Origin of the sequence: Planococcus sp. MSAK28401, assembly GCF_018283455.1 — a bacterium.
GTDB lineage: Bacteria > Bacillota > Bacilli > Bacillales_A > Planococcaceae > Planococcus > Planococcus alpniumensis.
The window spans coordinates 331,965-346,235 of the sequence record NZ_JAAMTH010000001.1 but is presented as its reverse complement, the minus strand read 5'-3'; the positions used below and the strand labels follow the sequence as shown (position 1 = coordinate 346,235).

The 14,271-nt window shown below is 48.7% G+C and carries 15 protein-coding genes; 6 read left to right on the top strand and 9 right to left on the bottom strand.

The features are described 5' to 3' along the window. Positions 1–16 precede the first annotated feature (16 nt). Positions 17–1,507 (top strand): glycine betaine uptake BCCT transporter, encoded by a 1,491-nt coding sequence (locus tag G3255_RS01885; RefSeq protein ID WP_211653039.1) that lies wholly within the window; start codon positions 17–19, stop codon positions 1,505–1,507. A gap of 94 nt (positions 1,508–1,601) precedes the next feature. After that, positions 1,602–2,981: a Glu/Leu/Phe/Val family dehydrogenase gene (locus G3255_RS01880; protein ID WP_211653038.1), complete on the top strand. Its 1,380-nt coding sequence runs from the start codon at positions 1,602–1,604 to the stop codon at positions 2,979–2,981. Between the two features lie 87 nt (positions 2,982–3,068). On the opposite strand, the gene G3255_RS01875 is transcribed toward G3255_RS01880, so the two are convergent. Further along, the gene (locus tag G3255_RS01875) at positions 3,069–3,983 is read right to left on the bottom strand and encodes a catalase (RefSeq protein ID WP_211653037.1); all 915 of its coding nucleotides are present in this window, start codon (positions 3,981–3,983) and stop codon (positions 3,069–3,071) included. A 100-nt stretch (positions 3,984–4,083) separates the two neighbouring features. On the opposite strand from G3255_RS01875, the gene G3255_RS01870 reads away from it, so the two are divergent. Beyond that, a complete protein-coding gene (locus tag G3255_RS01870) occupies positions 4,084–4,353 on the top strand; it encodes a GNAT family N-acetyltransferase (RefSeq protein ID WP_211653036.1) in 270 nt (89 codons plus the stop codon). A gap of 193 nt (positions 4,354–4,546) precedes the next feature. Here G3255_RS01870 and G3255_RS01865 read toward each other — a convergent pair whose 3' ends face one another. Further along, the gene (locus G3255_RS01865; RefSeq protein ID WP_211653035.1) at positions 4,547–5,224 is read right to left on the bottom strand and encodes a hypothetical protein; all 678 of its coding nucleotides are present in this window, start codon (positions 5,222–5,224) and stop codon (positions 4,547–4,549) included. A gap of 128 nt (positions 5,225–5,352) precedes the next feature. Between G3255_RS01865 and yxiS the strand changes: the two genes are divergently transcribed. Beyond that, positions 5,353–5,652 carry a protein YxiS gene (gene yxiS, locus G3255_RS01860; protein WP_211653034.1) on the top strand — a complete coding sequence of 100 codons (300 nt, stop codon included), beginning with the start codon at positions 5,353–5,355 and terminating at the stop codon, positions 5,650–5,652. Between the two features lies 1 nt (position 5,653). Here yxiS and G3255_RS01855 read toward each other — a convergent pair whose 3' ends face one another. From G3255_RS01855 to G3255_RS01845, 3 genes are all read right to left on the bottom strand, one after another. Then, the gene (locus G3255_RS01855; RefSeq protein WP_211653033.1) at positions 5,654–5,854 is read right to left on the bottom strand and encodes a hypothetical protein; all 201 of its coding nucleotides are present in this window, start codon (positions 5,852–5,854) and stop codon (positions 5,654–5,656) included. 142 nt (positions 5,855–5,996) lie between these two features. Beyond that, a complete protein-coding gene (locus G3255_RS01850) occupies positions 5,997–6,950 on the bottom strand; it encodes an ATP-grasp domain-containing protein (protein ID WP_211653032.1) in 954 nt (317 codons plus the stop codon). 126 nt (positions 6,951–7,076) lie between these two features. After that, positions 7,077–7,547, bottom strand: coding sequence for a PaaI family thioesterase (locus G3255_RS01845; protein WP_211655727.1), 471 nt, complete (start codon positions 7,545–7,547; stop codon positions 7,077–7,079). Between the two features lie 637 nt (positions 7,548–8,184). Between G3255_RS01845 and pepF the strand changes: the two genes are divergently transcribed. After that, on the top strand, positions 8,185–9,999 hold the full coding sequence (gene pepF / locus G3255_RS01840) for an oligoendopeptidase F (protein WP_211653031.1): 1,815 nt from the start codon (positions 8,185–8,187) through the stop codon (positions 9,997–9,999). Positions 10,000–10,044: 45 nt separating this feature from the next. On the opposite strand, the gene G3255_RS01835 is transcribed toward pepF, so the two are convergent. From G3255_RS01835 to G3255_RS01820, 4 genes are all read right to left on the bottom strand, one after another. After that, entirely contained in the window at positions 10,045–11,334 is a 1,290-nt protein-coding gene (locus G3255_RS01835; RefSeq protein WP_211653030.1) for a purine/pyrimidine permease, read from the bottom strand. A 71-nt stretch (positions 11,335–11,405) separates the two neighbouring features. Further along, a complete protein-coding gene (locus G3255_RS01830) occupies positions 11,406–11,684 on the bottom strand; it encodes a hypothetical protein (protein ID WP_211656035.1) in 279 nt (92 codons plus the stop codon). 84 nt (positions 11,685–11,768) lie between these two features. Beyond that, the gene (locus G3255_RS01825) at positions 11,769–12,788 is read right to left on the bottom strand and encodes an LLM class flavin-dependent oxidoreductase (protein WP_211653029.1); all 1,020 of its coding nucleotides are present in this window, start codon (positions 12,786–12,788) and stop codon (positions 11,769–11,771) included. Between the two features lie 78 nt (positions 12,789–12,866). Further along, on the bottom strand, positions 12,867–13,601 hold the full coding sequence (locus G3255_RS01820; protein ID WP_211653028.1) for an MBL fold metallo-hydrolase: 735 nt from the start codon (positions 13,599–13,601) through the stop codon (positions 12,867–12,869). Positions 13,602–13,716: 115 nt separating this feature from the next. Here G3255_RS01820 and G3255_RS01815 point away from each other — a divergent pair, with 115 nt between their 5' ends. Further along, complete coding sequence (locus G3255_RS01815; RefSeq protein WP_211653027.1) at positions 13,717–14,046, top strand: YflT domain-containing protein; 330 nt, start codon at positions 13,717–13,719, stop codon at positions 14,044–14,046. The last annotated feature ends 225 nt before the right edge of the window (positions 14,047–14,271 follow it).

Here is a 14,271-nt window from a genome sequence, read left to right as displayed (position 1 = left end):
CATCATAGGAGGAAACATGAACAAAGCAACTAAAGTTTTTTATATCGCATTCGCACTCGTCATTTTGACTGTCGGTTTCGGGGTCATCGCTCCGGAATTATTTGAGCAAGGCACTGTAACCATTCGCAACTATATTAATACTGCTTTCGGCTGGTATTACCTTACAATCATGGCAATCCTCCTGATTCTCGTCATTGTGATTATTTTCAGCCCTTACGGCAAAATCAGGCTCGGCCGCGATTCGGACCGTCCGGAGTTTTCTACTTTCACTTGGGTCTCTATGCTATTTTCAGCAGGCATGGGAATCGGCCTGGTCTTCTATGGGGCAGCTGAGCCACTATCGCATTTTGCAATTCAACCGGCCACTGCTGAAATAGGGTCGGACGAAGCGTTTAAAGAAGCCCTGCAACGTACTTATTATCATTGGGGCATCCACATTTGGACAATGTATGGAATGGTCGCCTTGTCCTTGGCTTTCTTCCAATTCCGCAAAGGAGAACCTGCCCTCATCTCATCTACACTAAAACCTTTATTCGGTGATCGAATGAACGGCCCGCTCGGCACATTGGTCGACGTTTTGGCTGTATTCGCTACCGTATTTGGCGTAGCTACTTCGCTCGGATTTGGCGCTGCTCAAATCAATGGCGGGATTGCCTATCTTTTCGGCGCCCCTCAAGAAGAATGGGTGCAGATCGTCATCATCGCCGTAGTGACATTGCTGTTTATCATGTCGGCTTGGTCCGGCCTTAATAAAGGCATCAAGTACCTTTCCAATACGAACATGGTGCTGGCGATCACGCTCCTTGCACTCGTTCTTGTTCTCGGGCCGACCATCTTAATTTTGAATATCTATACCGAAACTTTCGGGGCTTATATTCAAAATCTCATTGGATTAAGCTTCCAATCCGCTCCTCTTAATACTGAAAATCGCAGCTGGTTGGATAGCTGGACCATCTTCTATTGGGCATGGTGGATTGCTTGGGCGCCGTTTGTCAGCATGTTCATCGCCCGTGTTTCAAAAGGCCGGACGATCCGTGAGTTTTTGATCGGTGTTGTTTTAGCACCAACAATCTTTGGGTCATTTTGGTTCGGGACTTTCGGAACGACTGCTATCGATATGCAAAAAAGCGGCATTGATTTGACGGCCTTTTCCACAGAGCAAACTTTGTTTGCGGCATTCAGCCATTTACCGCTTGGCATGATCATGTCGATTCTTGCCATTTTGCTCGTCAGCACATTCTTCATCACGTCTGCAGATTCTGCGACTTTCGTGCTCGGCATGCAGTCAACAAACGGCTCCTTGCTCCCGAGCAACCAAATCAAGATTCTTTGGGGCATCGCCCAGTCGCTCGTCGCCGCAATCCTGCTTTCGGTCGGTGGATTGACTGCTGTGCAAAACACCATTATTATCGCGGCTTTGCCATTTTCATTCATCATGATTTTAATGGTTATTGCGTTGTTTAAAGCCTTAAATGCAGAACTTCAATTGATGCAGCGCAAGAAATAATTTCCCGCCCGCCGTTACCGAACGGCGGGTTTTCTATAGCTTATGGACGCAGCGAAAGGGTATAGGAAGGTAATGACTTTTGGAGGTGCTTGCAGTGGAAGAAGAAACGAAGAAAATCATTCAGGATTCACTCGATGCCTTATATGAAAAAAAGGAATTCCTTCCTGATTTAACTGACGGCGTCCGTAAACAAGCGTTCAACTCTTTAAGCGCCATTATCTCCACACCGAATAATATCCACAAATCATTTTTGCGCGTTCCTCGGGAAGACGGTACGATCGAACGAATCCCCGCTTACCGGGTGCAGCATAACGATAGCTTAGGTCCCTATAAAGGAGGCATCCGTTTTTACGAGGGGGTCAATGAAGAAGAAGTCGTCAATCTGGCCTTTTTGATGACCTTGAAAAATGCCCTTCACCAAGTTCCATTTGGCGGCGGCAAAGGCGGCATTGTCATCAATCCACGAAATTACAGCGAAAAGGAATTGAATATCGTGTCGCGCAAATATGTGCGCTATTTCGCTGATGTCATCGGGCCGGACAAAGATATCCCAGCACCCGATATGGGGTCTGGCGAACGTGAAATGGACTGGATGATGGCAGAGTATAAAAAAATCCACCACGGCAAGCCTTATCTCGGGAGTTTTACTGGCAAAAGCGTCGTTAACGGCGGTTCTCTCGGGCGCCGGGAAGCGACCGGAAAAGGCGTTTATTTCACTTTCCGCTATTTAATCCATGATTACGTGCTGGCACACAAAGAACACCTGGAAAATTCAGGTAATATTTTCGCACAGACAGCTTTGGAGCATGCGGAACGCCCTTTGAAGATGGCGGTCCAAGGATTCGGGAACGTCGGATCTGTCGCTGCACTCGAAGCCTATCAATGCCGGGCCCTGAATAACCAAATAACCGCCGTCAGCGACCGCAATGTCACCCTTTATAATGAAGACGGCCTCGATATCCCAAGTTTGATCGCTTTCACTTCCGGCAATCGGGGAGATTTGCCGAAAGATGCCGCAGAACTTGGCAAATCCGGCATCAAAGCAGAAATCCGGGGACGCGATGAATTATTGACTCTGCCCGTCGATGTACTCTTTTTGGCGGCACTTGAAGACCAAATCCACCAAGATAATATGGAAAGCATCCAAGCCAAGATCATCGTAGAAGGCGCAAACGCACCGACGACGCGCGTTGCTGATGAGTATTTGGACAATCAAGGGGTTATCATCATCCCGGATATCTTAGCCAATGCTGGCGGCGTCATTGTCTCTTACCTTGAATGGCTGCAAGGCCGCGAAACACAATATCACGAAGAATCGGAAGTATTTCGCCTGTTACTGGAAAAAATGCAGGAAACAATGGATACCATCCTTCCCCAATACTTTGGAGACCCATATCCACTTCGTGAAAATTGCTTTATCCATGCCGTGCAGCGCCTATCGACTGTATTGCATAAACAAGGCAATCTCTATTGAAAAAGACAGCCCACTGTAATTTAGCGGGCTGTCTTTTCATTTAGGAAAGCGAATTTCCAGGAGCTTTTCGCATGGCTGGCGCTTCGCTCATTCATTTTCAGCTATGCGTTTGTCATAGGAATACCGGTATGCACCCCGGCGGAACTGGAGAATCGGATCATCCGAACAACTGAGGCCTGCGGTCATTACAGTCGGATCGTACAGCGCTTGTTCGGCTTCTTCTTCTGGCGCTTCGATTACCAAGTTTCCAAGAAAGATTCGTTCACGATCTTTCGGCCAATCGCGCGTCGGATCGTCCGTCGGGTCGCCTGTTTCACCGATGATGGCATACAGCTTGAAAGACACGGGGCTGCGTGCGGTTCGCTCAGCCAATTCCCGTTCGTAATAGCCGAAAGGCAAATCTTTCATATCCTTTAAGGAACGCTTGTCTTCCCCAGCATCTGGCTCGAATACGTATTTGACTGCCTGTCTCTTGCCTTGCTTCTCAAAATAGAAAGCGTGGATGGAATGATAGATGCCCGTTGCGAAACTTTCCGGCACCGTCATTTTTTTCATGCTCGAGAACATCGCCCTCACCTCAGGAAAATCCGTCAGCAATTCTGCCAGCTCCCCCAATTTCGGGCGGCCCTTTTGAAAAGACCGTGATACTTCAAGCATCTCCACGAAACGTTCAGGCGAACGGGTAAAAAATACCGGTGAAGTCACTGATACGATATTCGTCACCTCTTCCGGCCCGATCTTGAATTGGACTGCCATGCCTTTGACCGGCGACATGGCATCCGCCCAAGTGGGATCTGGCGAGAAATGGGAAAAGCGCACAAGTACCGGCACCTTTGCGTTTTGAAAATGCGCAGCATCGGTCAAGTCGGTGGCATCTCCGCTGCCTTGGAATAGCCCTTTGTATCCTGCGCCTCTGGCATGCGCACGCCGATAGCTTTTATGCTCACCGAAGATTTCTTCGATCTGTTCGACTGCCTGGTGTTCTTTCTGGTTGGCCTCCATGCCATCCCTCCTTTTTTCTTCCATACCCGCTATGCATATTATTGAAAAGAACGGGAATACCATTTAAGTAGAATGCTTTTTTAAAAAGGAGGAAAATTAAATGGATTTTCAACATCAAGACAACCGCATCGCCATGTTCGACGGTTCTGAGGAAGTGGGCTTTGTCAGCTACGTCGAAAACGGCGATGTGCTAACAGTTGACCATACCGAAGTGGCACCACAGCTTAGCGGGCAAGGCATGGGCAAGGAACTGGTCGGTAAGATGGTCGAGCACGCAAGAAACGAAGGCAAGTCAATAGACCCGCAATGCCCATACGCTAAAAAAGTAATTGACGACACTAAGGAATTCCAGGATGTCCTGGTGAAATAAAGAATTAGTGAAGTAGTGAATCGAAGAATCAACAAAAGCGGTCAATGAATGAACGAGGCGAAGCTTTGGAAAGCACCGGTTTTAAATTTTTCTCGACAACAAAAAAAGGCAGCTATTTGCTGCCTTTCAGATTGTAGCCAAAAGGCAAGGCGACTCGAATGAGTCCGCCTTGCCTTTTTTTCAATACAGGAAATTAACGGAAATCGCCGTCCGCTACGTTGTAGAGGTAGCTCCAGTTGTCCGCTTTGTGCAAGTCGTGGAACGTCAGCTTATCGCCTGTGCCAAGCGTCACTTCTTCGCCCATGATAGCGACAACCATAGCCGTCCCTGTGTTATCAAGGTTCAAATAGACATCGCCGATTGACGGGCGGATCGAGCTTCTGTCGCGCAGATCGTCTGCAAGCTGGGCATCATGCTGCTGCTGTTCTGCCGACACTTTTGCTTTGTCGAAGTACGCAATATCGTTGCTGCCTTGCTCTTCTCCCGGAACCATCACGAAGAATTCTCTCGACTTGACCGTGTTTTGTCTTGTCGTAATGACATTCTTGCCTTCAACCGATTCGATTTTCTCGAACTCGTTCAAGGAATAATGGTCCATATAATCCGGGTCCGGCTTGGCGATCAAAATGTAGCCGCCTTCTTCTGCCGGTACGTCTTCGCGCAATGTGTAGCGCTCGCCGAAGAACATGAATGAATCCATATGTTTCGGCTTATAGAGCGATACTTCGTCAGCGCGGCTCGCCACTTGCTCCATGTCTTTGACACGGAACATCAAAACCGATTTTTTAGCGAGCGGCTTGACGGAATAGACTTTGTGCAATTCGTTTTTGTAATAAACGAATTGTCCTTTTCGTACTTGAAGTAATTTCATTCTTTCCCCTCCGATACTATCAGTGCTATGGACCATTTTAGAGCAAACAATGCAGGAAGTCCATGCAACCGAATGATTTATCTGCTATTGTGAAAACATCCCAAGATTCTGTAAAAGGAGTGATCTGCATGGAATACGAAAGCCGTGAAGATTTTATCATCAAGAAATACCAGCAAGACGAAGAAACGATGGTCCGTGTATTTGTGCAATGGTGCGTCAACCATAAAGTCGACCCGCTTGCACTTTATACAGCGGCATATCCGGCACAAGCTGAGAACCAGCTGCTGAAAACCGCAATGGAAGAAACCGAAGCTTTCGAATACGACATCGGCGGCGATGTCTTGCTCGAAGTTCTCCAATCATTCGGTAATGATGATTTGGCGTTTGAAGTCGCAAATGCCATGGAAAAATTACCGCGTGAAGAGTAGCTTAGCGGCGTCCTTTGCGCGCTAATTCCTTCGCCTTGTTTTCGATATGGGTCGTGCGCAGATTTTCGATACGGTTCGAGGAGACGCGGCTATAAATGCCATCGAATTTTGACGCCGTTTTCAATTCTTTGCTGTCCACATCGGCCACATCTTCAGGTTCCGAAGGCGTCCGTTCTTCCACTTCCTTAGTTTCCTTATCCATCGCGATTTCACTCCCTTCCACAAACAAATCCCTTTTTTCAACCGTTCCCTTGAATGGCGAGAGGTAAACGTCCAGCCAACGGCACGAAAAAAAGAACGGCCCGGTCTGCACTGCTCGGGCCGTTCTTTCTTATGTTCTTTCTTTACTTTGCGAAAGCCGGGACGGTTTGCCGCTGACTCTCTAGATACTTCGCCAGTTCCAGCATGCCATAGGTGCCGCTTTCGGCTTCTGCATCGGCATTGTAATTTGTGTTGGTGTTGACATCGTAAGTAAATAGCTCGCCCCCAGCATTCTGGATAAATTCGATGCCCGCCACTTCAATGCCGTTTTCTTTAAGGAAACGTTCGTACTTGGCGATAATTGGATCATCAAAGCCTTCGATGACCTGGAATTTCGGGCGTGTTTCCAATGCGCCGTCTGCTGGGCAAGAGATGTCTTCAAGACGGCAGGCATCGGCTGGGCATAATTCGAAGCCTTCCGATGTATCCACGCGCACTGCGTAGAGGAATTTGCCGCCGACGAATTCACAACGCGTGATAAACGGCTCAGGTGATTGGATGTATTGCTGCAATAAGGTGATGCCATCGACGGATTCGTCGAATTCATCACCGCCCACATATTCCTCCAGCGCTTCTAATGAATGGAACAACCGGACGCCGAGCCCTTTTCCGGCACGGTTGTGCTTAGTGATAAACGATTCTCCCTCAAAAGCAGATGCCGCTTCGAGAAGCTGTTCCTTGCCGCTCACCGCCACCGTTTTCGGCGTCTGGATGCCGGCTGCGTCAAGCGCCATGTATTGGTTCACTTTGCTCACTTCAAGCCTGAGTGCACGGCTGCCATTGACGACGCGGCGGTTGTGGCGCTCAAGCCAGGCAATTTTCGCTTCAGCCATTTCAGGCGCAAAGCGATGCCCTCTCGTATGCGAAGAAGCGCTCATGCGGTTATAGAAAACCCCTTGCGGCGGGTCAGTCGTTAAATCGACCGACCCTGCGTCGGTAAACCAATCTTCATAGGGCACCCCGAGTTCATCCAAGCGCCGGAATAAATGGACCGTCCATTCCTCGTTTTCATGAATTACATATACTTTCTCCGTCATTCGGGTTCCTCCTCAGAAATAGAGCTTTGAATACCTTGAGCATACAGCATCCTTTTAATCCCTACAAGTCTTATAGACTTTAAAGAATAAAACGCAAAAAAACGCCGGATGCCTCCGGCGCTCGTTTCAAGAAGTGAAAGTCGATGGCATTAACACAGCAACCACTTCTCCGTTTGCGACTTTTACTCCTTCCGCAAACACTTCTACGTTTATTTTGAATTTTTTTGGGTGGATCTCTTCAACTGTCCCTACTGCTTTCAAAGTCTTGCCTTGCGGCGTCGGCTTCAGGTAATCGACGTGCAAAGACGCTGTCACAAAGCGCGGCGGTTCTTCCCCGCTGCCAGGCTCATAGCCGTTTTTGCGGTGAAGGGCGAGCGACGCCGAACCCGTTCCATGGCAATCCACAAGCGATGCCAATAATCCCCCGTAGACAAAGCCCGGTATCGCCGTATGTTCTTTCCGCGGTTCATAGAAAGTCACGGTTTCTTCGCCGTCCCATCCTGTCCGGAGTTGAAGCCCGTTTTCATTCAGGCGGCCGCATCCGTAGCACCAGGCAAAATCTTGTCCATACTCGTCTTGGATTGCATGTTCTACCATTTCACTCAATCTCGTCCACTCCTTTGGCAAAAGTTATCCTATGCTCTATTCCACATCATCCCGAAAGATGCCTGCCAGAAGGCATAGAAAAAGCATGACCCGATAAACTCGGATCATGCTCTTCCTTACCTTATCCTCCGATTCGTCCGTGGAGGATTTTCGCACGCGGAAAATTCTATTCAATTCTTCTACAAACGTACATGTTGGCGATGAAAAACTCCCGCCTATGCAGTTTAATGGCGCTGGCCGTCTTTGGATTTCTCACATATACCTCTCAGTGATCAATAGACTTTGCAGCCAGGCGTTCAGTTGCACTTACACAAAAAACCTACCTGTTACTGTTGAAACTTCTTAGGCTGAACCATTTTCATCTGGTTCCCGACAAGAGCTATATCGCCAGTAAAGCAAATTTTCCGCCAAGGCTGTGCATATTCTCATCAGAAGGCGATTCCGGTAAAAACCGCTCGTGTCTTCTGACGGTCATTCCGCCTTGTACTAACTGAATACCCGCGTCATTTATGGTTTAAACCTATTTTTCGTAATTTTCTTATTAATTTTAAAACTTTTTTACTTTTAGTGATTTGGACATTATACTTAGAATTAGTTCGACATCCGGAATACAAGGGAGAGAAAATCATTGGTTAAAAGTTTACCGCCACGTTCAGAAATATCTATAGAAGAAACATGGAATTTAGAGAGCTTGATGGCAAGTCCCGAAGCATTCGATGCCGCTTTGGAGGAGATTGACCAGGAGACAGCAGCCTATGCCGAGAAGTTCCAAGGCCAGATCACCGATGCCGAATCGGCTTTAGAAGCACTTAAAGACTATCTCGCGATTGCCGAAAAACTGGTCGCCCCGGGCACTTATGCGAGCCTGTCCTACAGTACAGACCAAACCGATACGAAAGCCCAGATGCGCGCCGGGAAATACAGCGCATTCTCCGCAAAGATTGGCAGCCGACTCGCTTTTGTAACAAGTGAGCTATTGGAATTGTCGGAAGACACGCTAAAACAGGCGATGTCAGAATCCAAGGAGTTTGAAGGCTATTTGAAGAAATTGCTGCGCAAAAAAATGCATCAATTGCATCCAGCCGCCGAGAAAGCTTTAGCTTCTTACGCTTCCGTTTTCCAAGCGCCTTATGAGCTGTACAATACGACGAAAATGGTTGATATGGATTTCCCGGATTTTGAAGCAGGCGGCAAATCCCATCCGCTCAGCTATGTGTCGTTCGAAGGTGACTGGGAAGCGGAAACCGATACCGAGCTGCGCCGCGCCGCATTCAAGGCGTTTTCCGATAAGCTGCGCGATTACCAGCACACGACGGCCAAAACTTATGATATGCAATTACAGACCGAAAAAACGACTGCCGATTTGCGCGGTTATGAGGATATTTTCGAGTACCTGCTATTCAACCAGGAAGTCGACCGCACGCTTTATGACAGACAAATCGATTTGATCCAAACGGAATTGGCGCCGCATATGCGCAAATACGCACGCCTGCTGCAAAAAGCGCACGGGTTGGACAAAATGACCTTTGCCGATTTGAAGATTTCCCTAGATCCGGAATACGACCCGGAAATTACGGTCGAGGAATCGAAACAGTATATCAATGATGCGCTCGGCATTATGGGAACGGATTATTTGCATATGGTGGAACGGTCGTACGATGAACGCTGGATCGATTTTGCGCAGAACAAAGGCAAGTCGACAGGCGCATTCTGTGCGAGCCCTTACGGCGACCATCCGTATATCCTGATCTCCTGGACCGGCCGCATGAACGAAGTATTCGTACTAGCGCATGAACTCGGTCACGCAGGTCATTTCTATCACGCGAACCGCGAACAAAACCTATTCAACGCGCGCCCTTCACTGTACTTTATCGAAGCGCCATCGACGATGAATGAAATGCTGATGGCGAATCATTTGCTGAAGAATTCCGAAGACCCGAAATTCAAGCGTTGGGTCATTTCATCGATTGTGGCCAGAACCTATTACCATAACTTCGTCACCCATTTGCTCGAAGCGGCCTACCAGCGCGAAGTGTATAAAAAGATAGATGCCGGAGAAAACGTCAACGCGGGTGTACTTAATGCACTGAAACGCGGCGTACTCGAAGAATTCTGGGGAGACGATGTCGAAGTCACAGAAGGTGCGGAATTGACGTGGATGCGCCAGCCGCATTATTATATGGGCCTTTACCCATACACTTACAGCGCCGGGCTGACCATCTCCACGCAAGTGTCGAAGCGCATCTTGTCGGAAGGCCAGCCAGCCGTCGATGAATGGATCGACGTATTGAACGCAGGCGGAACGAAAACCCCTGTCGAATTGTCCAAGATGGCCGGCGTCGACATTACGACCGAGCAGCCGCTTCGTGACACGATTGCCTATATCGGCGAATTGATCGACGAACTCGAACGCTTGACCGAAGAAATCGAACAGCAAAATTAATACAAAACAGGCGGCATAAAGGGAGATCCTTTATGCCGCCTGTTTTTATTTTACACGTACGAATCGCATCATCACTTGTTCAATAATGATGGCAATGATGGTCCCTGTTATCAAGCCATTTGATAAAATAGCAGCGACAGCTGACGGCAATGCTGCCATGCTTTCCGTCGGGATGAACATCAAACCAACACCTGTCATGAGGCCGAAAGCCGCTACTTTGTAGGCTCTTTTGCTATTTTCTTCCGCTTCAAGCGCGTTGAAAGCCATTTCCACCATTTTGGAGAAAATCGCAAAGATGACGGCATAGGCGACCGGGGCCGGCAAGGCAGCGAGCACGGCCATCAATTGCGGAAACAAACTGATTCCCGCGACGATGACCCCGCCGACGATAAACGGACGCAGTCCCGGAGTCCTTGTCGCGCTGACGAACCCAGCTGCACCGGAAATCGGCACAGGGCCGACAGAAGAAAACAGCCCTGCAAGCAGATGGTTCAAGCCGGATGCAAAAGAAGCTTGTTTCATGCGGTCTTCTGACTGGATAGAAAAGGCATTTTTCAGCAAGCTTTCCATCACGTGGACCGAAGCCATCATGTTGGCGATCAGCAAGACGGTCAGGAACAAGGTCGTTACCAGCATCCCCCCGTCAAAGACGAGCGGGCCAAAGACCAGCATATCAGGGAATGTTACCCATGCCCCATCAGTCTTTGGAATACTTGGCGCTTTGCCGATAGCCCAAAACAACAGCCAGCCAAAAGCGATGGATAGAAGTACTGAATAGCGGCTGATGAACGCTGAACGGTGGAACATGAAATAGAAAGTGATTAAAATGACAGCGACCGCTGCCAGCAGCACCCATACATCCAATAAATCCCCTTCTGACGCAATGCCGAACAGGCCTTTCATGATCGATTCGCTGATCTGCAGCACGAGCAGCAGCAAATAGACAAAGGTGATCGTCGGAGTGAAGAACCGTTTCAGCTTATCGACCACTCCCGTCACTGCGAAAACAATGAATAATATACCGCTATAAAACAAGCCGCTTTGCAGCACTTGCAATGATTCCTCGGCAGTTGAATACAAAACGCCGACAAGTCCGGCGTAGACGATAAACACGCCCCACCATAAGCCAGCCGGCCCTTCATTGATCGGTAAACGGTGGCCGATAAAGGCTTGGATCAGGCAAGCGATACCGAGGACGAAAATGGTGCGCTGCAAGAACAGCGCGGTATCGGCAGTGTCCATGCCGAAGATGTTTGCGATGGCGATGGGGGCTGCAATGGATGAAGCGATAAGGAAAATCGCCCATTGAAAGCCGCCCGCTAAATTTTTTGTCATGAGGCAACTCTTTTCATTTAAAGTATTGTTCCAGTATACACGTTCCACTAACTAGAAAAAGCCCTGAAACGTCAGGGCTTTTTGGTCGGCGGGCCGTTTGTGTCTTTCGGCTCTTCCGGTGTATTCGGATTTGCTTGCCGTTCTGCTGGTGCTTGCTCATCAGAATCTTCCCGTGTCTCACCACGGTCGTAAATAACCGGGTATCCTTGCTCGTTCAATTTTTTGACTTGCTTCCGCGACGCTTTCGTCAAAAGACGCACGATCAGGATCGATAGGATGAAAATAATGACGACCGAGATGATTCCCGGAATATATTCTGATTTATCTTCAGGAAAATAGAGAAAGTCCATAAATTACTACCACCTTTAAACTTCAAGTTTCCCTAGTATTATACATGAAGTCGAGCGGCTGTTGCCGCCGGTCAGGTGAACATTTCATGGCAATCGAACAGCATTCGATACCGCTTCTTTCAGGATTTCGTAAGAGCGCACCCGCTTGTCCTGGTCATAAATATAAGAAACAGCCATCAATTCATCGATAGGCAGCGAAGCTGCAAAACGGCCAATTTGTTCTCCCAATTGCTCTACATTCCCTTTGAATGTATAGCGAGCCATCGATTTGACCATCGCTTCTTCAGCATAGCTCCAGCGGCCCTCCATTGTATCGACAGGCGGCATCAATGGATTCTTCGTGCCGCGGACGACGTTCAAGTAAAACTGGTCGCTCGATGTTGAAAGCTGTTCCGCTTCTTGCGCGCTATCGGCTCCAACCACATTAACGCAAGCGATGACGTATGGCTCTGCCAATGTATCGGAAGGCTCGAAGCGGCTGCGGTAGATGGCGACTGCCGACTCAAGTTGTTGAGGCGCGAAATGTGCTGCAAAAGCATACGGCAAGCCAAGCTTCGCCGCGAGCACGGCACTCGATGTACTCGAGCCGAGAATGAATAACGGCACTTCCGTCTCTACGCCCGGATAGGCTTTCACCGATTCCTGCGCCTCAAGCGGCCCCAAATAGCGCTGCAATTCTTCGACATCTTCAGGAAATTGGAACGCGGTTTCCTGTGTCGTCCGGCGAAGTGCGCGGGCGGTTTGCATATCCGTTCCCGGCGCGCGCCCGAGACCGAGATTCACGCGTCCGGGGTGCATCGTCTCAAGCGTGCCGAATTGTTCAGCGACGACGAGCGGCGTATGGTTTGGCAGCATGATGCCGCCGGAGCCGACTTCGATCGTCTCGGTCGCTTCGAGCACTTTGGAAATGAGAATCGACGTCGCGGAGCTCGCGAGTGTCGGTGTATTGTGATGCTCGGACAGCCAGAACCGTTTATAGCCGAACTGCTCGGCATGGCGTGCGAGGTTTGTCATATCTTCGAATGCTTGCTGCATCGGATAGCCTTGGCGCACTGGAACCAAGTCCAGAATGGAAAGCGCAAGCTCTTTTGTTTGTTGTGTCATATGTCAACTTCCTTTCATCCAATTCGGATGATATAAGGATAGGAGGAAATTCCTTCAAATTCAAACTATCTGCTCCCCCTATAATTGATAGCTTTTGCCGATTTCAGCGAACGCTACATCGCCGCTATAGGTTTTCTTTGCTTCCGCAAGGATTTCGGATAATTCCCCGTACTGCGGCAGATGGGTCAGCAGCAGCTGTTTGGCCGAAGCTTCTGAAGCGAGTTTCCCCGCCTGGCTGCCGCTCATATGGCCTTGGATGATGCCAAGGTATTCCTCGTATAAATTCGATTCTGCGACGAGCAGGTCAGCTGATTCAGCAAACGGCACGAGTTCGTCTTTCCATGCCGTGTCGGCTGTGAAGACCGCTGTCCGCTCGCCATTCGTGAAGCGCATCGCCAGGCAGTAGACCGGATGGTCCGTCTCACAGAAGGTCACTTGGAACGGCCCGAGTTCAAGCGTGCCGCCCACCTCGATTGCTCGGCCTTCCGTCACACCTTTATAAGACAATGCAGCGAAGCCTTCTTGGTCTTTGTCATGCGCATAGATCGGCAAAGGCACATCCCATTCTTTCAATTGCATCCCGACCATCGCAGCATGCTGCAACACGCCTATATCTGCCACATGGTCGGCGTGGTAATGGCTGATAACCACCGAATCGATGTCTTTTAGTTCCGTATAATTCTGCACTGCCGCTACCACCCCGCTGCCGCAGTCGAGCAAGCAACGGTAGCCGTTCTGTTCAATCAAATACGCGCAGGTCGCTTCATTTTTATTTGGATAGCCGCCCCAAATCCCTATTGGCGTAATCTTCATGGTCACCACTCCTCCCGTTTTTCCCCAGTATATCATTTCAACATATGCCACGTAGTTTAAGAGTTTTGGCACGTGGTATATAGAGAGTAAGAAGAAAATATTGGAGGGATTCATTTTGGTAATTAAACTATCAGTCGAAAACGCAGTGCAAGCAAAAGCAGAAATTGAAAAGCTTGAGTCACAAGGATTCACGCATGATGACATCTATATTTTCGCGCATGACCCGAAACGCACGAAAGACATCACCAAAGCACTTGATACAGAGTCAGTCGGCATGAAAGAACAAGGCTTTCTCGACAGCATGAAAAACATGACTTCTTCCCGCGGCGATGAACTGCGCGCGAAACTCGAAGCAGCTGGCCTTACTAAGCAAGAAGCAGATGAGTATGAAGAAGTTCTAGACACAGGCAAATTGGTCATCGTAGCTAACAAAGACAACTCATGATCAACTAAACCCCTCACGGCAACTTGCCGTGAGGGGTTTTATTATGACTCAAGTTTATTCCTTACCAAAAAAGTTATATCACAAATATTATTATACTACTGAAACTTCCTTGAAAAACTAGTAAAATACTCTTGTTTTCCCTATTGAGTTTGTGAAAACGTTTTAATTTTGCTATATTTGAAAAAGGTTAATTTTCAAATAAGTAAATTCGCACGCTTAACGAGG